This is a genomic window from Aquirufa rosea, assembly GCF_004118285.1.
GTDB lineage: Bacteria > Bacteroidota > Bacteroidia > Cytophagales > Spirosomataceae > Aquirufa > Aquirufa rosea.
In genome coordinates this window covers 199,283-218,060 of record NZ_SDHY01000005.1, presented here as the reverse complement: position 1 = coordinate 218,060, position 18,778 = coordinate 199,283, and the positions used below count along the sequence as shown (strand labels likewise).

At 33.2% G+C, this 18,778-nt stretch carries 15 protein-coding genes and 1 tRNA gene; 11 read left to right on the top strand and 5 right to left on the bottom strand.

What is annotated here, in order from left to right:
• Position 1 precedes the first annotated feature (1 nt).
• From ESB04_RS09510 to ESB04_RS09475, 8 genes are read left to right on the top strand one after another with little or no spacing between them, the layout of a single operon-like run.
• Positions 2–1,117: a polysaccharide biosynthesis C-terminal domain-containing protein gene (locus ESB04_RS09510; protein WP_129027499.1), complete on the top strand. Its 1,116-nt coding sequence runs from the start codon at positions 2–4 to the stop codon at positions 1,115–1,117.
• 12 nt (positions 1,118–1,129) lie between these two features.
• On the top strand, positions 1,130–2,278 hold the full coding sequence (wecB, locus tag ESB04_RS09505) for a non-hydrolyzing UDP-N-acetylglucosamine 2-epimerase (RefSeq protein ID WP_129027498.1): 1,149 nt from the start codon (positions 1,130–1,132) through the stop codon (positions 2,276–2,278).
• Positions 2,279–2,320: 42 nt separating this feature from the next.
• A complete protein-coding gene (gene asnB / locus ESB04_RS09500) occupies positions 2,321–4,234 on the top strand; it encodes an asparagine synthase (glutamine-hydrolyzing) (RefSeq protein ID WP_129027497.1) in 1,914 nt (637 codons plus the stop codon).
• A gap of 17 nt (positions 4,235–4,251) precedes the next feature.
• Positions 4,252–6,372, top strand: coding sequence for a bi-domain-containing oxidoreductase (locus ESB04_RS09495; protein ID WP_129027496.1), 2,121 nt, complete (start codon positions 4,252–4,254; stop codon positions 6,370–6,372).
• Positions 6,373–6,394: 22 nt separating this feature from the next.
• Positions 6,395–7,492: a non-hydrolyzing UDP-N-acetylglucosamine 2-epimerase gene (gene wecB, locus ESB04_RS09490; RefSeq protein WP_129027495.1), complete on the top strand. Its 1,098-nt coding sequence runs from the start codon at positions 6,395–6,397 to the stop codon at positions 7,490–7,492.
• Complete coding sequence (locus tag ESB04_RS09485) at positions 7,482–9,116, top strand: heparinase II/III family protein (protein ID WP_129027494.1); 1,635 nt, start codon at positions 7,482–7,484, stop codon at positions 9,114–9,116. Before wecB (ESB04_RS09490) ends, ESB04_RS09485 begins: the two co-directional genes overlap by 11 nt.
• On the top strand, positions 9,113–10,294 hold the full coding sequence (locus tag ESB04_RS09480; RefSeq protein WP_129027493.1) for a glycosyltransferase family 4 protein: 1,182 nt from the start codon (positions 9,113–9,115) through the stop codon (positions 10,292–10,294). The genes ESB04_RS09485 and ESB04_RS09480 overlap by 4 nt, the downstream gene beginning before the upstream one ends.
• On the top strand, positions 10,291–11,178 hold the full coding sequence (locus ESB04_RS09475) for an NAD-dependent epimerase/dehydratase family protein (protein ID WP_129027492.1): 888 nt from the start codon (positions 10,291–10,293) through the stop codon (positions 11,176–11,178). Before ESB04_RS09480 ends, ESB04_RS09475 begins: the two co-directional genes overlap by 4 nt.
• 399 nt (positions 11,179–11,577) lie before the next feature.
• Here the strand turns inward: ESB04_RS09475 and ESB04_RS09470 are convergent, their stop codons facing one another.
• The 4 genes from ESB04_RS09470 to lptB all read right to left on the bottom strand — a co-directional run bounded on the left by ESB04_RS09470 (position 11,578) and on the right by lptB (position 16,610).
• Entirely contained in the window at positions 11,578–13,053 is a 1,476-nt protein-coding gene (locus tag ESB04_RS09470; RefSeq protein ID WP_129027491.1) for a capsule assembly Wzi family protein, read from the bottom strand.
• Positions 13,054–13,161: 108 nt separating this feature from the next.
• On the bottom strand, positions 13,162–14,574 hold the full coding sequence (locus ESB04_RS09465; protein WP_129027490.1) for a capsule assembly Wzi family protein: 1,413 nt from the start codon (positions 14,572–14,574) through the stop codon (positions 13,162–13,164).
• An 80-nt stretch (positions 14,575–14,654) separates the two neighbouring features.
• Positions 14,655–15,782, bottom strand: a complete 1,128-nt coding sequence (locus ESB04_RS09460) for a trans-sulfuration enzyme family protein (protein WP_129027489.1) — start codon at positions 15,780–15,782, stop codon at positions 14,655–14,657.
• Positions 15,783–15,878: 96 nt separating this feature from the next.
• Positions 15,879–16,610: an LPS export ABC transporter ATP-binding protein gene (gene lptB, locus ESB04_RS09455; protein WP_129027488.1), complete on the bottom strand. Its 732-nt coding sequence runs from the start codon at positions 16,608–16,610 to the stop codon at positions 15,879–15,881.
• A gap of 139 nt (positions 16,611–16,749) precedes the next feature.
• Between lptB and ESB04_RS09450 the strand changes: the two genes are divergently transcribed.
• The 3 genes from ESB04_RS09450 (at position 16,750) to ESB04_RS09440 (ending at position 17,947) form a co-directional block, all read left to right on the top strand.
• Positions 16,750–16,822, top strand: a tRNA-Phe gene (locus tag ESB04_RS09450).
• Between the two features lie 479 nt (positions 16,823–17,301).
• Entirely contained in the window at positions 17,302–17,520 is a 219-nt protein-coding gene (locus ESB04_RS09445) for a helix-turn-helix transcriptional regulator (RefSeq protein ID WP_129027487.1), read from the top strand.
• Between the two features lie 163 nt (positions 17,521–17,683).
• The gene (locus tag ESB04_RS09440; RefSeq protein WP_164969632.1) at positions 17,684–17,947 is read left to right on the top strand and encodes a hypothetical protein; all 264 of its coding nucleotides are present in this window, start codon (positions 17,684–17,686) and stop codon (positions 17,945–17,947) included.
• 127 nt (positions 17,948–18,074) lie between these two features.
• On the opposite strand, the gene ESB04_RS09435 is transcribed toward ESB04_RS09440, so the two are convergent.
• Positions 18,075–18,680 carry a recombinase family protein gene (locus tag ESB04_RS09435; protein WP_129027485.1) on the bottom strand — a complete coding sequence of 202 codons (606 nt, stop codon included), beginning with the start codon at positions 18,678–18,680 and terminating at the stop codon, positions 18,075–18,077.
• Between the last annotated feature and the right edge of the window lie 98 nt (positions 18,681–18,778).

Genomic DNA, 18,778 nt, shown 5'->3' with positions numbered 1-18,778 from the left:
TATGATTAAGATTGGCGTAACAGGCTCAAATGGTTTTATTGGATGGCATTTGTGTCGTACCCTAGAATTATATAGTGGCAAATTTGAATTAATTGAATTTAAAAGAGAGTGGTTCAATGAAGATATTAATCTTGATTTGTTTGTATCAAAATGTAATATTATAGTTCATTTGGCAGGAATAAATAGACATTGTGAAGAAAGTGCCATATATGAAACAAATGTGAGTTTGGCCGAAAGATTAGTTAAATCTTTTAAAAGAACAGAGTTCAAGGGGCAAGTTATTTTTTCTTCCTCAAAACAAGAGGAGAGAAGTAATATATTTGGGAATTCCAAAAAAATGGCAAGGGAGTTATTTGCAAATTGGGCTAATTTATCAACTGGTAAATTTCAAGGGTTAATTATCCCAAATGTATTTGGTGCTTTTTGCGTACCATTTTATAATTCAGTCGTATCCACATTTTGTCATCAGTTAATAAATAATGAGGTTCCTAAAATTGAAACGGATGCAACCCTTAATCTTATTTACATAAACGACCTAATTAAAAAAATAATTAACATATTTGACTCAGATACTAATAGTAAAATTACAATTGAACATACTGATACAAAAAAGGTTTCTGAAATTCTAAACACTCTACTTAATTTTAAAACTAAATATTTAGAAAACGGACAAATACCTGATTTGAAAAATCAGTTTGAAATAAATTTATTTAATACTTTTAGATCTTATTTAAATTTGAAAATACAATTCCCCATTAAATATAAAAATAACATTGATGTAAAGGGAAATTTTGTTGAAATTATAAGATTAGAGTCTGGTGGTCAGGTTTCTTTTTCTACTACCTCAAAAGGTATAACAAGAGGGAATCACTTTCATACAAGAAAAATAGAAAGATTTTCTGTTATTAAAGGTAAAGCATTGATCCAATTGAGAAAAATTGGAACTAGCGAGATTTTTGATTATTTTTTATATGGAGAAGAACCTGCCTATGTAGACATTCCGATTTGGTATACGCATAACATTAAAAATATAGGCGAAGAGGAACTATATACAATATTTTGGATAAACGAATTTTATGATTCAAATGATTCAGACACTTTTTTTGAAAATGTGTAAATAAATTCAACAATGAATTACCAATTAAAAGTAATGACCGTAGTAGGTACTCGACCTGAAGTTATACGTTTAGCTAGGGTAATACATGCTTTAGATAGTTCAAACGCAATTGAACATATTATTATACATACTGGTCAAAATTATGATTATGAATTGAATCAAATCTTCTTTGATGACTTGCAAATTCGTAAACCAGATTATTTTTTGAATGCTGCGGGTACAACAGCGACTGAAACAATTGGAAAAATTTTAATCACAATTGACCCTTTATTAGAGGAAGTCAAACCTGATGCATTTTTAGTATTAGGAGATACTAATAGTTGTTTGTGTGCAATACCAGCAAAAAAAAGGCGCATACCTATCTTTCATATGGAAGCTGGAAATAGATGTTTTGATCAACGTGTACCCGAAGAAACAAATCGAAAAATCGTAGATCATATTTCGGATATAAATATGACATATAGCGATATTGCTAGAGAATATCTTTTAAGAGAAGGATTATCAGCAGATAAAATAATCAAGACCGGGTCTCCTATGTTTGAAGTATTGAATCATTATTTGCCTTCTATTAATAATTCAGATGTTTTAACAAGGTTAAAAATACAAAAGTATAAATATTTTGTCGTTTCAGCACATAGAGAAGAAAATATAAATAATGAGTCTAATTTCGAGGGTTTAATAATTAGCTTAAATTTAATTGCAGAAAAATTTAACCATCCAATTATCGTAAGCACGCACCCAAGAACAAGGAATAAAATTAATGAAAAAGGAATAAAATTACATGAGAATATTCAACTTTTAAAGCCATTAGGATTTAATGATTATAACGCCTTACAAATAAATGCAAAGGCAGTTTTATCTGATAGTGGCACTATATCAGAAGAATCGTCAATATTAAATTTCCCAGCATTAAATATTAGACAAGCTCATGAAAGACCTGAGGCGATGGAAGAGGCTTCAGTTATGATGGTAGGTTTAAATCCTGCAAGAATAATACAAGGTTTATTAGCATTAGAATCACAGAAAAGGAATGAAGAAAGAACATTGAGGATAGTTTCAGATTATTCAATGCCTAATGTTTCAGAGAAGGTGGTTAGAATAATAATTAGCTATGTTGATTATATTAAAAGAACGGTTTGGAGTGAAACGTTATTAAACTGATTTTTTTAATTTCAAAATTTGTCATTATTAACACGTAATTATATGTGCGGAATAATTGGAGCTATAGGATTTAGTGACATTTTTAAAAATAATTCTGCTCTTAAACTTATTTCACATCGTGGACCAGATTCTTTTGGAAGCTACTTTCAAAACAATGTATTTTTAGGACACACAAGGTTATCTATTCAGGATTTATCTGAAAATGGTAATCAGCCAATGTATTCTTCAGATGAAAGATATGTAATTATTTTTAATGGGGAAATTTATAACCATCAAGAAATAAGAGCTGAATTTCTTAATGAATTTGAATTTAAATCTTCTGGTGATACTGAAACTGTACTTTATGGTTATATTAAATATGGTGTACATATTCTTAAAAAGTTAAATGGTATTTTTGCATTTGCTATTTTCGATACGGAATTAAATGAAATTATAATAGTTAGAGATCAATTTGGTGTTAAGCCGCTTTACTATTATATAGATAAAGAAGTTTTTTTGTTTGGCTCAGAAATTAAGTCTTTTCTACCATTTAATATAAATAAAGAAATTTCGGCTCAATCACTATTTAATTATTTAACATTTTTATGGTCACCTGGAGAGTCAACTCCTTTTAAAGGTGTTAAGAAATTGTTGCCAGGTACCTATCTTAAGTTCAATATCTCATTATTAATTGATATTAAACCCATTCATTACTTTCAGTTACAGAATGAACCTTTAATAATAAAATCTCATAATGAGGAAGAGTATATAAATAAGTTAGAACAATATTTATTAAATGCAGTTAAACGTCAAATGCTTTCTGATGTACCAATTGGTTTTTTTCTTTCAGGTGGATTAGATTCTAGTTTATTGGTTGCCATGGCACGTAAGCTTAACCCTGACATGGAAATTATATGCTTTACCGTTGATTTAGGACAAAATAGTGGAGAAATAGAGGGGTTCACTGATGACTTATTGTATGCAAAGAAAGTTGCTGATTATCTGAAAGTTGACCTTAAAGTTGTTAAATCAGAAATTGATATAATTAGTATGTTCGATAAGATGATTTGGCATTTAGACGAACCGCAAGCAGATGCAGCACCTTTAAATGTTTTAAAAATTGCAAGTATAGCGAGAGATAAAAATATTAAAGTTTTAATAGGTGGAGCAGCGGGTGACGATCTATTTTCTGGCTACCGAAGACATCAAGCCTTAAATTATGAATTTTTTTTTCAATTAGTACCTAATTTTATTTTTAGAATAATAAAATATTTCGCAAATAAATTACCTTCCAATTTGCCATTATTCAGACGAGTAAAGAAATTGACTTTAAATATTGATTTAACTCCATTACGCAGACAGTTAGGATATTTTGCTTGGTTACCGGAAAATACTGTAACCTCTTTATTTACACAAGAGTGGAAAAAAAAGGTAGAAGGTTATGACCCATTCAATTATTTTTATAGTTTGCAAAAAGATCTATTTTGTGATACTAGTGAGCTTGATCGTATGCTATACTGGGAGTTAAAAACATTTTTAGTTGACCATAATCTAAACTACACCGATAAATTAGGAATGGCCGCAGGAGTAGAAGCTCGTGTACCATATTTAGATCTAGATTTAGTGGCATTTTCAAGAACCTTGCCTACATCATTAAAAATGAAAGGTAAAGAAACAAAGTATATACTTAAAAAGGTAGCTGAACGTTATTTGCCTCGTGATGTTATTTACCGTCCAAAAACTGGATTTGGAGCCCCAGTCAGAAAATGGATTATTAATGATTTGCAAGAAATTATCAATGAAAGATTATCACATGAAAAATTAAGAGAAAGAGGTATTTTCGATGCTGACAAAGTTTGGCAATTAATTCTAGACAATAAAAATGGCAAGATTGATGCTTCTTATTCCATTTGGGCATTACTCGCAATTGAAAGTTGGTTTATCCAGTTCGTTGACGAAAAAAGTTTTGTAAAATAGATTATGAATATTCAAGAATGAAACAAATTATACAGGATCTCAATAATGGTAATACTTATTTAGAAGAAGTCCCTGTGCCTTTTATTCAACCTAATCATATATTAATTCAAACAACTAGAAGTCTTGTATCTTTAGGTACAGAACGTATGCTAGTCGAATTTGGAAAATCGAATTTGTTCCAAAAGGCAATGCAGCAGCCTGATAAAGTAAAAGAAGTTTTGAATAAAGTGAAAAATGAAGGATTAAAACCTACAATAAATGCTGTTTTAAATAAATTGAATGAGCCTTTGCCTTTAGGTTATTGTAACGTAGGCAAGGTGGTCGCAGTTGGTAAAGGAGTAGATGATATCTCTATTGGTGATAGAGTTGCTTCTAATGGTCCTCATGCGGAATTTGTTTGCGTAGCTAAAAATCTTGTAGCTAAAATCCCTGAAAATGTTTCGGATGAAGCTGCAACTTTCACTGTAATTGGGTCAATTGGTTTACAAGGAATAAGATTAGCGAATCCAACATTTGGAGAAACCTTTGTAGTTATTGGATTAGGTTTAATTGGTTTGATGACAGCCCAGCTTTTAAAAGCCAATGGATGTAAAGTTATTGGATTTGATTTTGAACCTACAAAAGTAGAATTAGCTAAACAATTTGGTATAGATGCAGTAAATCCAAGTGATGGTGTGGATCAAGTGGCATATGTAAATAACGCAACAAATAATATTGGTTCAGATGCAGTCATTATTACTGCCTCAAATAAGTCAAATGAAATCATTTCTCAATCTGCAAAAATGTCTCGAAAAAGGGGGCGAATTATTTTAGTTGGAGTTGTAGGACTTGATATTTCGAGAGCTGATTTTTATGAAAAGGAATTGACTTTTCAAGTTTCCTGTTCTTATGGTCCTGGTAGATATGACTATGGCTATGAGCAAAAAGGAATAGACTATCCTTTAGCCTTTGTTCGATGGACTGAGAAGAGAAATTTTGAAACAATATTACATGCAATTTCATCTAATGCTATTTGTGTTGAACCTCTTATTACAGAAAAAGTATTATTGGAAGATTACCAAAAAATATATTCTAAAATGAGGGTTAGTAAATCTATAGCTTCTATTATTGTATATCCATATAACTCAAATACTCCCAGTCATTCAATTCAGATTAATACTAATAAATTTCAAAAAGGGGAAGGGGTTGTAGGAATTATTGGTGCAGGAAATTTTACGTCTGCAATGATTTTACCTTGTTTAAAAAGGAACTCTGCTAAACTTAAATACATTTCAAGTTCGACGGGTTTAAAAGGTACTATTTTAGCAAAAAAATATAATATATCGAATTCCACTACGGAGAATGATAATATTTTTAAAGACAAACAGGTAGATTTGGTTATAATATCTACAAGACATAACACACATGCTGCTCTTACAATTGAGGCACTAAAGAATGGTAAAAATGTATTTATTGAGAAACCGTTGGCATTAAATAAAGAAGAATTAAAACAAGTAATTGAAGTATATAACGCATCTGGTAAAACAATTACTGTAGGTTTTAATAGGAGATTTGCTCCATTAGCTCTTGAAATGAGAAATGCCTTAGGTAAATCAAATACTCCAATGAATATTGTAGCAACAATGAATGCCGGTTTTATTCAATCTAAAGTATGGATTCACGATATGGAAATTGGCGGTGGAAGAATTATAGGAGAAGCTTGTCATTTTATTGATCTTATCACCTATTTATCAGGATCAAAGGTGAAATCAGTTTGTATGAATGCCTTAGGAACTCTGCCCGAAGAAAATACTGATAATGCTAGCATCCTTTTGAAATATGAAAATGGTACAAATGCAGTAATTAATTATTTTGCCAATGGGTCAAAGGCTTATTCTAAAGAAAGGATAGAGGTCTATCATCAAGAACGAACATTGATATTAGATAATTGGCGAAAATTGAAGGGATATGGATTTAATAATTTTAATTTTAAATCTTCAGGTCAAGACAAGGGGCATCAAAATCAATTTAACCTTTTGATTGAATCCGTAAAGAATGGTGGAGATGCCATTATTCCTATGAGTGAATTAGTAAATACAACTTTAGCTAGCTTTGCGGCGGTAGAAAGCCTAAAAACTGGTACTTGGGTAAATCTTTAATTGTATATTTTTATTAAATAAATTGAAAATAGATTTAATTGCGGGGGCTCGCCCAAATTTTATGAAAATTGCACCTCTTATTGATGCAATTAGAAAAGCTCAAAATGAAGGGCAAAATATAAATTTTCGTCTTATTCATACTGGCCAACACTATGATAAAAATATGTCCGATAGTTTCTTTGAGCAATTGCGAATTCCGCAGCCTCATGTAAATCTAGGGGCAGGTGGAGGGACACAGTCAGAGCAAACTGCGACAATTATGATTGGCTATGAAAAGTTGTTACTTGAGAGTAAATCTGATTTATGTCTAGTAGTGGGTGATGTAACCTCAACTATGGCGTGCTCGATTGTCGCTCAAAAACTACATATTCCTGTTGCACACGTAGAGGCTGGAATTAGATCCTATGATTGGACAATGCCAGAAGAAATTAATCGACTGGTTACTGATTCAATAACTAATTATTTTTTCACTACTACACCTGAAGCAAGTGAGAATTTGAGAAAAAGCGGCATACCAGATATTTCAATATACTGGGTAGGGAATACAATGATTGATACACTTTTAATGCATCGTTCTCGATTTCAAAAGCCTAAAATTTGGGACGAATTAAACCTTTCAAAAAAAGGTTACATAGTAATGACTTTACATAGACCAGGGAACGTAGATGAGGAGGAGAAATTAAAGTCATTAATTACAGAAATTATAGAGAATTCCAACAATCTTCCATTAATTTTTCCGGTACACCCAAGGACTGCAAAAATTTTATTTGGTTTGGGAATTCAATATAGACGACTACATACTATAGATCCTTTAGGATATTTAGAATTTAATTATTTAGTTGAAAATTCTTTAGCAGTAATTACTGATTCAGGAGGTATATCGGAAGAGACAACTGTGATGGGAATCCCCTGTATAACTCTTCGTAATAATACAGAAAGGCCAGAAACCGTTGAAATTGGTAGTAATGAATTGATTGGGACTGATCCTAGTGCAATTAAACCAGCAATGGAAAAACTATTTTCTGGTAATTGGAAAAAATGTGGTGTCCCAGAATTATGGGATGGTAAATCAGCTGAGAGAATTGTTGAAATATTAATCAAACTTAATCTTGCTCAATAAATTACTAAGACTGTATAACACAATTAAATTTTTAAAATTTAAGCAAATATATTGGAGAATAGTTTATCTCTTTCCTAGGGCAATTACTCAACAAAAAAAATGTCCTAGTTCACAAATTTGTAAACAAAAAGTTTTCTTTATACCCCGAAATGGTATAACGGTAGATTATCAGTCATTTATTTTTCTCAGCGAATTATATAATTTAGTTGAAATCGGTTGGGATAATCCTAGTATTTCAAAATTATGGAAATACAATTTACATTATTTTGAATATTTACTACAAGATAATTCAGAAGAAAGTCATTTAGTCTTACAATTCAAAATCATTGAAAATTGGATTGCAAGTAATCATTTTGGCATTGGAACTGGTTGGGAACCATACCCAACTTCGATACGAATAATTAATTGGATAAAGTGGCATTGGAAAACAAATTTATTATCTGAATGTGCAAAGATTAGTCTTTGGAATCAAATCATATATCTTGAATCAAGACCTGAATATCATTTACTTGGGAATCATTTATTCATTAACGCCAAAGCTTTATTGTATGCATGTGCTTTTTTTAAATTAGATAATGAAACAAGCATATATAAAACGGCAATTCGTATTATAAATGAACAAATAGATGAACAATTTTTAGAAGATGGGGGGCATTTTGAGTTAAGTCCTATGTACCATTCCTTGGCGATGGAGGACCTATTGGATTTAATAAGTATTTCCGATCTATTACCTTTTAATTTCCCCAAAGAAGTAATTATAGAAAAGTTTGAAAAAGGTATGCGATGGTTACAAACAATGATTTACAATAATGAGGAATTAGCCCATTTCAATGATTGCGCCAATGGAATTGCACCCCAATTCAGTAAGCTAGTTAAATATTCGTTTGATTTGGGAATCTTAATACCAAAACTTGATTTGCCGAAATTCATTTACCATAAATCAAGCGGGTTTGTTGTATATAAGGATAATGATTTTCATTTAATTGCTGATATTGGTAATATTGGGCCAGACTATTTACCTGGTCATGCTCATGCTGATACCTTATCTTTTGAACTTTCAATTAAAGGTCATAGAGTTATCGTAAACTCAGGGACAAGTATTTATGGAACTTCAAAAGAAAGACTTCGTCAACGTGGCACTTCCGCTCATTCAACAGTTCAGATTGATAATCAAGATTCATCAGAGGTTTGGTCAGGTTTTAGGGTAGCAAATAGAGCGACTCCTTTTGATATAAATATTAATTATCCTAAAGATGGTTTAATGAGTTTTAGTGCAAGCCACGATGGATATAAGAGAATATTGGCTTCTCCGATTCATAAAAGGGAATTTAAATATTCGAACAAATTACTTGAAATAAGTGATCACATAAGTGGAATCGGCAATCAAATAGTTTCAAGATTTTTTATTCATCCGGATATTGAAATTTCTAAAATAGAGCAGGGGTTTTTGTTATCTAAAAATGGAGAGATAATTGTTAAATTAAGTTTTGAATCAACTCATGATGCTGTAATTTACAAATCTACCTATCACGATAAGTTTGGATTAAGTATCAAAAATAAATGTATTCAAATACCAGGTAAAAGTCCCCTGATTATTAAAGCTAAATTTCAAATTATTTTATGAAAAGAATTATTTATTTGTCATTTTATTTTAAGCCAGACATATGTGCAGGATCATTCCGCAATTCTACTCTAGTAATTGAATTAGCAAAGCAAACTCTAGATAAAAATATAGTTTTGGATGTCTTTACTACACTACCTAATAGATACAGTACGTTTTATGTAGGAGCACAAGAATATGAGGAAATTGATAATTTAAGGATTCATAGAATTGCTGTCCCATCTCATAGAAGTGGAATGTTAGATCAAGTATTTGCATTTTGGCATTTTTACAATGCTGTTTGGAAATTTAATCAATCAAAGAATGCAGATTTAGTATTTGCTTCATCTAGTCGATTATTTACTGCTTACTTAGGATATAAACTTGCTAAAAAATGTAAAGCGCCATTGTATTTAGACATAAGAGATTTATTTGTGGATACAATAAATGATATTTTTAAATTAAAGTTGGTAAAAATTATAATCATACCAATTTTGAAAATTATAGAAGCCAAAACATTTAATTATGCGAAACATATAAATCTAATTTCTAGTGGATTTAAAGACTATTTTCTTAGTTTTAAATCTCCAAATTATTCATATTTTCCAAATGGAATAGATGAGGAATTTATATCCGGGAATAAGTCAAATCATTCTGATGAAGTTTCAAATTTGCATAAATTAATTGTTTATGCAGGAAATATTGGTGAAGGGCAGGGCTTGCACAGGATAATTCCTCGTGCCGCACAAATACTAGGAAATAGTTTTAAATTTTTGATTATTGGGGACGGTGGAGCGAAAAAACTGCTGGAAGAGGAGATAAAAAATCTTGGTTTAACAAATGTAATATTGAACAATCCAGTAAGTAGGGATGAACTACAGTCTTTTTATCTTAAATCGGATTTTCTTTTTCTTCATTTGAATGATTATCCAGCATTTAGAAAAGTATTGCCTTCAAAGATTTTCGAATTAGCTACATTTAATAAACCAATTATTGCTGGTGTTGCGGGTTTTTCCGCACATTTTATTAAAAACGAAGTATCACATAGCTTTGTTTTTAATCCATGTGATGCAATTCAATTAGTTGAATATTTAAAAAATAGCAAGTCAAATTCAATTATTAATCGTTCAGAATTTGTGGAAAGATTTAGACGAAGTAAAATCAATAATGCAATGGCGGAATCAATACTTTCTTATATATGAGGATTTATTTAACTGGTGCTTCAGGTTTTGTTGGAAAATATATAGTTGAATTTTTCCAAGATAAAAAGACAATTATAATAGCTAAAAGAGAAACTTTAAATAAAATTGAAGGGCAGGTTGTTATTCATCTGGCAGGCAAAGCTCATGATTTAAAAAATGTTTCGTCTCCTGATGAATATTATAAAGTAAATACGGAATTGACAAAAAGGGTATTTGATTCCTTCTTAGTTTCAAAAGCAAGAGTATTCATAACTTTAAGCTCTGTTAAAGCTGTTGCTGATGATGTTTATGGTGAATTGTCTGAAGAAGTTATTCCAAATCCAATTACTCATTATGGAAAGAGTAAATTATTGGCAGAGCAGTACATACTTTCAAATTCAATTCCTCAAGGAAAAAGAGTTTATATATTACGCCCTTGTATGATTCATGGCCCAGGGAATAAAGGGAATCTTAATTTACTCTACGCATTAGTATCTAAAGGCTTACCTTGGCCGTTAGGGTTATTTGAAAACTCTAGATCATACCTATCTATCGAAAATCTTTGTTTTATAATTAAGGAATTAATGGACAGAGAAAATATCCCATCAGGAATCTATAATGTAGCAGATGATGTTCCATTATCTACGAATGATATAATTAAAATTATTGCCGAATCAAATGGAAAGAAAGCAAGAATTCTTAATATAAATAAGAACTTCATAAAGTTGCTTGCATTTGTTGGTAATTTATTAAAATTACCATTAAACTCAGAAAGTTTGCATAAACTTACAAAGAACTATATTGTCAGTAATTCCAAGATCAAATTAGCATTAGCTAAGCAATTGCCAGTTTCTTCTAAAGATGGTTTAATTAAAACTTTTCAATCTTTTTCGAAAAATGCATAATAGCTTATTCTGGCCAATTGTACTTAAAAGTTTTTCACTAATCTATAAATATGTCGATTCGGCTATGGTCAAAGAATACGGGTGTAGGTGTTCCTAATTTACAGATATATTAAAATTTAACATAAAACTTTATTGATTTTAAAATGCATATAAAGAAGATACGATTTATAAAAACACAGATTGTTTCAATTTTGAATCAGCAAGAAAGTAGTAGAACTACTAGAGATTTTCGCTATAAACACTCTATTGAATAAGGTACATTTTATAAGATGTAAGTGGAAAATATTTAAAAACCCATATTTGCAGTTTTGAATGTCGGGGAAAGGGAGCATTTACATACTTGCAATAGGTCACAATTGGGGATTCATTAAAAATATGCCTTATAAATAGTGTGCTACATCAGAATAAAATATATTTAAATCCAACTCCAATTCCTATCGTATTTTTAATACGCTGGCCTTGATCAAAACCAATTTGAATGCCCCCGCTAAATTGTTTAGAAAATTTATTTTGAATAGAAATCAGGCCTGAGAATTGAGAAATGAAGTCAGCATCTAATAATCGTGGAGATAAATGGTTTCTTGGAATTCCATAAAAGGAATTTGATAATTTACATTTCCATTGCAAAGAGTTTGATAATTGCCCTGAGATTCCAAAATAAATTGATTTAACAGCATTCAAAGTATAATTTAATCCCCCACCTTGCTGACTTTCTTTGTCAAGAACTATGATTGGTGTGCCAATCCCCTTTCCCCAATACTGGTAGCTTCCTCGACCCCCATTATTAAAATACGATTCTATTTCTATTTGGTGTGGATCTTTAATTTTAAAAAACTCAGCTATCCCTGAGGTGTAATTCCCTTGATTTGCTGTATAGAGATATTCTAAGGTTATTTTATCAATAAATCCACCCAATTTATTTTTAATGGAAATTCCGGTAAGCCCATCATTAATTTGAGTTAAGGCAAAAATTCTTCCCGTTTCATACATGGATTGACGATATAAAAAGATTTCTGCCCAATTCGGTTGAAACTTAACTGCAACATCTACAGATCCTAAATGGTTTCCAAATTGATATCCAGCGTCATCGTTATTTGCATTGGGATCAATTTTGATGATTTCTCGGTTTTTTAATACCGTGACCACATAAAAATAAGTATTTAAACCACTGGGATAAACGTCATATTCTCCTCCCATTTTTACTTTGGCTTCTCCTCCCCAAAAAACTTGATGATTTAGGCCAGCGAATAAATTTATTAAGCTAGTAGGCTTTCCAATTCGACCATATAGGCTTTTTTGATGCAAAAAAGCATTGATTACAGGGCCTTGATTATCTAACCAGCCATGCGAGAATGTCATGTGAATACCTAACCAGCCCTTGGCAAAGTTGAGGTAATCTCGTGTTCCCAATTGAATCTTAGGAATGGGTACTGCATTGCCTGACCAGGCATAAAAGCCTCCTGTTAACGTGGTATCGCCTAATCCATATACTTCTTTTCTTCTTCCTGCCCAAAGCTCCCATTTCCCTCTTCTACCACTGACATAAGCTTGTGTCAGCCAAAAATCATTTTGCTTGCCAGCCCAAGCGGTTCCTTCTACCTCGTACTTCCAATCATATTTTTTCTTTAATTGGTAATTCTTGCCGTACCAAGCTTTTAAGACACCTCCCGTGTTTTCTACCGGTACTTGTCCATATTGCAAACTTCTCATCCAAAATGGAGTAATACCCGCATCTGAGGTAAGTATTTGTGCTTCCACTCTAGCGTGAGTGGTGGTGTCTTTCATTCCCCATGTGAAATGAAAACTGAAAACCAACATAGCCAGTAATAGGAATTTAGAGTTACTGGGAAGGAAAGGATTTCTAGTTCTGAGCATGATATAATTAGCAATTGACCCTAAAAATAAGGTAATTCCTCCAAATAATACTAGGAACGACAGGGGTATTTATTTAAAGGCTTATGGTCCTATAATGGGCTAATGGTATTATTGTAGCCTGTATTTTAGCCTTACCATCGCTCCCAAACTATTTTTTGTTCGCTCACCATCATCCAAAGCCACTTGGAGTGAGACACCAAGTTTTTGTTGAATTTGTTTTTGAAGCATGATAGAAGCAGACATTTGATGTAAATAGTTGTCTGGACTGCGCGGTGGGATTAAAGGATAATCATACGAAGTGGAGGCAATTCTTGCCATCCATTTGATGGATTGAGGCAAAGTGCCTTTGATACCAAGGTGAATGGATCTAACTGCATTATATGCAAAGGACAAACCTCCGCCTTGTTGGCTTTCCTGATCCATGATGATGATGGGTGTTCCTAATCCCCTTCCCATGTAATTCCAGCCATCTCTACCTCTCACATTAAAGTAATTAACTATGTTAGGGTAATCGGAGTCAGTTTTGTGTAAAATGCCACCTATGAAGGATTGGTAACTGCCCTGGTTTCCCGAATACAGATATTCTATGTTGAAGCCATCTATGATTTTGGCTTCTTTTAATTTAATGGATAATCCTGTTAGGCCATCATTAATGGTGTTCAATGACCAAATACGGTCTGACTCGTAGGGGTTTTGGCGATAGATTAAGAGTTCGAGTGCGTTATTTTGGTATTTAAAACCTAGGTCTAAACTGCCTAAATGGTTAGCATACTTATTGTTTTCATCATCATCTGGCAAAATACCTTCTCCTGTACCCAACAAAACATGGGTAAATGCACCGAAATCAGATGGATAAGCATCATAATACAAGCTACCCTTAGCATCTTTTCTTTTTCCTCCCCACTGGGCTTGATGGTTATATCCTAGGAAAAGATTAAGTTGAGAGCTGGGCTTACCGAATCGGAAATAAAGCGATTTTTGGTGCAAATAGGAATTCTCAAAGGCACCTTGATTGTCAAACCAACCGTGTGCAAATTGGAAGTTTATCCCAAGCCAGTCATTCAATACATTCATGTAATTTCGGGTACCGATGTGTACTTTAGGCATGGGTAAAGCATTGCCAGACCAAATAAAAAAACCGGCTGTCATGGTGGTATCTCCTAATCCCATGACTTCTCTCTTAGCACCTGCCCAAATTTCCCATTTTCCCTTTTTGGCGCCCACATAAGCTTCTGAAAGTAGAAATTTCGATTCTTTACCAAGCCATCCTGTTCCTTCAATATGATAAGTCCAGTCGATATCTTTTTTAGGATTGTACCATTTGCCTGTTCTCAGGCGTATAATACCCGTTGGATTCGCAACGGGTACTGTTCCGTATTGTAAACTTCTGATCCAAAATGGGTTAATGGTGTTGTTAGACCCTACTGCCATAACATCTACGGAAGTATGACTTAAAGTATCCTTACTTTGCTCTGGAGTAGAAAAACCAATAAATGAGCTGATGATTAAACTAAGAAGCATGAATTTAATGTATAATGGGATAGAGGATTCATCTATTCCCTCAATTTACTTATTTGCTCTAAAAATCGAACATTTTATTTTTATAATTTATCTAATGACGCACTTAAGTCTGCCCAAAGGTCGTCCGCATGCTCTAATCCAATAGACAGACGCAATAAATTTCCTGGAGTATTACTTTGTGGCCCCTCAATGGACTTTCTGTGCTCAATTAAGCTTTCAACTCCCCCCAAACTAGTAGCCTGTTGGAATAATTGAAGGCTTGAGGCGAATTTTTGGGTAGCATTTTCAGGGGCTTTTAGTTGTATAGAAATCATGCCACTTTGTCCGTTTGGCATTTGTTTTTTAGCTAATTCAAATTGGGGGTGACTAGGCAACCCCGGATAGTGAACTTTTTCCACTGCAGGATGTTTTTCTAACTTTTCTGCCAAAATGGCGGCATTTTTGCTATGTTGGGCCATTCGAACAGCTAAGGTTTTTAAGCCGCGAGCCAAAAGGTAGCAATCCATCGGATTGGGCGTGGCGCCCATTAAAATCTGCACTCGCAGTATTCTTTTTGCCCAGTCGTTATTTTCCTTAAGGATTAATGCGCCTCCAAGAATGTCAGAATGTCCGCCTATGTACTTGGTGGTAGCGTGCATCACCATATCAGCTCCCAAGGCGATGGGGCTCTGTAAAATAGGGCTAGCCAGGGTATTGTCAACCCCTACTTTGATTCCTTTTTTGCTGGCGATTTGGCAGATAGCTGAAATGTCACTCAAACTCAACATGGGATTGGCTGGAGTTTCCACCCAAATCAGTTGGGTATTTTTTTGAATCGCCTTTTCCACTGCTGGCAGGTCGGTCATATCAACTTGCGATACTTGCAGTCCCCATGATCCGTATATTTCTTCCGCTAATTTATAGCTAGCATAATATCCCACTTGCGGCATTAATACGTGATCACCTGATTGTAAACATTGAAATACGGCATTCACTGCAGCTAAGCCTGAACTAAAAGCAAAGGCTATTTCTCCTCCTTCTAGTTGAGCTAATGCGTTTTCTAAAACCTGCCTGTTCGGGCTGGAATTTCTGGAATACATATGTCCTTTGGGATAGCTTCCATCTTCCGAACGCTCAAAAGTGGTACTTAGAAAAATGGGAGCAGCAATGGAAGCGGCCGTTTCATCAGTCAAGTGGCTACTGTGAATAGCCAGAGTTTCTTTTTTCATAATCAGGCACAATTTGGTTTGGAGATGCGCTTATGATTGGTGGGGTATTGGGCTATAATTTCAAGAAGCATCAGTAAACTTCTCCGGGTTAGTGATTTATTGTTTTTTTCTGAGCTCAAAGTTTTTGCCCAGGTAGAGTCGACGTACTTGTTCGTCGTCAGCTAATTCTTGTGGTGTTCCAGCTTTTAGAATTCGACCTTCAAATAATAAATAGGCACGATCGGTAATGGAAAGCGTCTCATCCACATTATGGTCTGTAATCAAAATACCGATGTTGCGGTATTTTAGTTTTGCGACTATGCTTTGGATTTCTTCTACCGCGATGGGGTCTACTCCTGCAAAGGGCTCATCCAATAATATAAATTTAGGGTCTACCGCTAATGCACGGGCTATTTCCGTACGTCTTCGTTCGCCGCCTGAGAGGACTTGCCCCAGGCTTTTTCTTACATGAGTCAGAGAAAATTCTTCCAATAGCAATTCCGTCTTTTCTTTTTGTTCTCTCTTACTGAGCGAGGTCATTTCCAGCACCGCTAAAATATTTTCTTCCACGCTGAGTGTTCTGAAAACCGAGGCCTCTTGAGCTAAATAGCCAATTCCTAAGCGGGCACGCTTGTACATGGGAAGTGGAGTTACGTCTAAATCATCCAACCAAACTTTTCCTTCATTGGGTTTTACTAGCCCAGTGGCAATGTAAAAGGAAGTTGTTTTTCCAGCACCATTAGGTCCCAGCAGTCCGACAATTTCCCCTTGGGAAACCTGATAGCTAATGTGGTCATTGACCAAACGTTGGCCATATTTTTTTACCAGATTTTCTGTTCTTAGGATCATATTTCAAAAATAGGGAAAAGAGTTGGGGACAGCAAGAAGAATGCCTTTTCCGAGCTTTTTCCATTTTTTTTAAATTCTCAATTGCCATTTTTAAAAAATCTTCCTACTTTTGCAATCCCGAAAGCAATCGGGCAATTGAGGTGGAGTAGCTCAGTTGGTAGAGCATCGGACTGAAAATCCGTGTGTCCCCGGTTCGAGTCCGGGCTCTACCACTTCAATGTAACAATAAACCCTTCATACGTAATGTTTGAAGGGTTTTTTTGTTTTAAAGTATACTTTTCCACTAATTTTTCCACTATTTTTCAGGTATGTTCTAATAGTATAAAACTACTATTTATCGAATTATTTCATGTAATCAGCTGATAATAAGTTAATTAAAAAATATTTTAACTTTTTTCACTTTTTTTTATCGTTTGGGGAAACGACTTGATATTTATATAGGTAAGGAATTCTTCAAACGAGAGGATGTTACTATACTTTCATTCAAAAGATGATTGGTTCAGGTAAATTTCCTATATGAGTAGTCTTTGTAAGTTTCCAAATGATATTCCAATACACCCCATCTACTGTAAAACATATAGGAAATAAAATTAAAATAAACTTACTACGGGGGGTGTGATAGTTAGTTACCGATAAATATATAATTCAATATTTATAACAAAAGAATTAAATAACATTAAAATCTATTACTATGATAACTTTCACAGAACCAATCATTCAGTTAGATGAATTAGAGAAATTGATAGGAGTAAAAAAGTTTACCTTATACAAAAGAATTAGAAAGAACCAGTTTCCTTCAGGTATTAAATACAATGGAAAGAAATGGTTTAGAATATCTGATATTCAAGATTATTATGATGATTTAGGATTAAAAGTAAAAATAGAAATACCTACAATTAATCCACTTTGATATACTCTTTATGATACCTTATTGCAACTAATCATATCAATTCAAATTCTCCATTTCACGTAATCAGAGAAAACTTTTTTCAATTTGTAACCACCATATACACTTTCATTACGAGGTAAAAAAATTACACTTGAAGATGAATTACCACACTAAAGAGAAACCTATGAAACCTAACCAAAAACCTATTAAGACACCCCCAGACCCAAAATCATATGTTCTTCAAAGAAAATTGGATATACTCACCAGAGTATATTGGATGATTACTAATACTCGATGGGGTTTAGAACATTCAGATGTATTGGATAGGTTGCTGGATAAGTTTATTGACTTATCAGATGGATTGGGAGAGAATAAAAGAATAAACTTGAAGGATTTAATCAACAAGGATTTGATACACAAATCAGATGGAAAGAAGATGAAAAAATAGAAATGAGTGTTAAAGTAAAAATACAATCTAATCCATTTATCATTTGGAGTATTAAACCCTTTCAGTAAAACTAATAGGGTTTTCTTAATGTTACTTAAAAAGGGTATTCCCTAAAAAGTGACAATTTTTAGGAGAGATGATACTTCCTTACTTTAACAACTGTGCTGGATGAAACACCTAATCTTGAAGATATATCCCTTACGGATTTACCCTTTTCAATAAGGGATATTATCTTTTGATTAGTTTCCTTTTGAAGGAACTCTTTACGATTCTCCACCGTCCCTACTTTTCTACCTAATTTACCTCCATTAATCACATACATCTTTCTCCCCATCTCAGTTCTTTCCATAATATTCTCTCTTTCCAATTCATATAGAGAACTCATTACAGATGTAATCAGATTCCAAATAGGATTCTTTTGTCCATTTACTCTGGATTGTAAATTACCCATTCCCTTTACTACTACATTAACTCCATTATCATCCAACCATTTCAAAGTGGTTAGAGTATCCACCGTATTTCTACCTAAACGGGAAAGTTCCTCAACAACCAACTCTGTCACCTTTCCCTCAGAAACTAAATCAACCAACACTTTACCTTTCTCTCTCTCCATAAATGGAATCTTACCTGAAACACCTTTATCGAATAAGGTTAAATCATATAACTCTTTATCCAGTTTGAATCTCTCACCATCTTGATTGATTGTTGAAGTTCGATTGTATTTGATTTTCATATCCAAAGTGTTTCGATTTATATTTCAATATAAAAATAACACATTTCGTCTCTTAAGTCAAGTCATTTATTCCTTTTAGTGTTTCTATTTTTATTTTG

What these genes read in the sequence shown, in the direction of transcription:
- ESB04_RS09435 (WP_129027485.1), bottom strand. Translation starts at nt 18,680, where the DNA reads ATGAAAATCAAATACAATCGAACTTCAACAATCAATCAAGATGGTGAG.
- ESB04_RS09510 (WP_129027499.1), top strand. Translation starts at nt 2, where the DNA reads ATGATTAAGATTGGCGTAACAGGCTCAAATGGTTTTATTGGATGGCAT.
- ESB04_RS09475 (WP_129027492.1), top strand. Translation starts at nt 10,291, where the DNA reads ATGAGGATTTATTTAACTGGTGCTTCAGGTTTTGTTGGAAAATATATA.
- ESB04_RS09470 (WP_129027491.1), bottom strand. Translation starts at nt 13,053, where the DNA reads ATGCTCAGAACTAGAAATCCTTTCCTTCCCAGTAACTCTAAATTCCTA.
- ESB04_RS09460 (WP_129027489.1), bottom strand. Translation starts at nt 15,782, where the DNA reads ATGAAAAAAGAAACTCTGGCTATTCACAGTAGCCACTTGACTGATGAA.
- ESB04_RS09465 (WP_129027490.1), bottom strand. Translation starts at nt 14,574, where the DNA reads ATGCTTCTTAGTTTAATCATCAGCTCATTTATTGGTTTTTCTACTCCA.
- ESB04_RS09445 (WP_129027487.1), top strand. Translation starts at nt 17,302, where the DNA reads ATGATAACTTTCACAGAACCAATCATTCAGTTAGATGAATTAGAGAAA.
- ESB04_RS09440 (WP_164969632.1), top strand. Translation starts at nt 17,684, where the DNA reads ATGAAACCTAACCAAAAACCTATTAAGACACCCCCAGACCCAAAATCA.
- asnB (WP_129027497.1), top strand. Translation starts at nt 2,321, where the DNA reads ATGTGCGGAATAATTGGAGCTATAGGATTTAGTGACATTTTTAAAAAT.
- ESB04_RS09495 (WP_129027496.1), top strand. Translation starts at nt 4,252, where the DNA reads ATGAAACAAATTATACAGGATCTCAATAATGGTAATACTTATTTAGAA.
- ESB04_RS09480 (WP_129027493.1), top strand. Translation starts at nt 9,113, where the DNA reads ATGAAAAGAATTATTTATTTGTCATTTTATTTTAAGCCAGACATATGT.
- lptB (WP_129027488.1), bottom strand. Translation starts at nt 16,610, where the DNA reads ATGATCCTAAGAACAGAAAATCTGGTAAAAAAATATGGCCAACGTTTG.
- wecB (WP_129027498.1), top strand. Translation starts at nt 1,130, where the DNA reads ATGAATTACCAATTAAAAGTAATGACCGTAGTAGGTACTCGACCTGAA.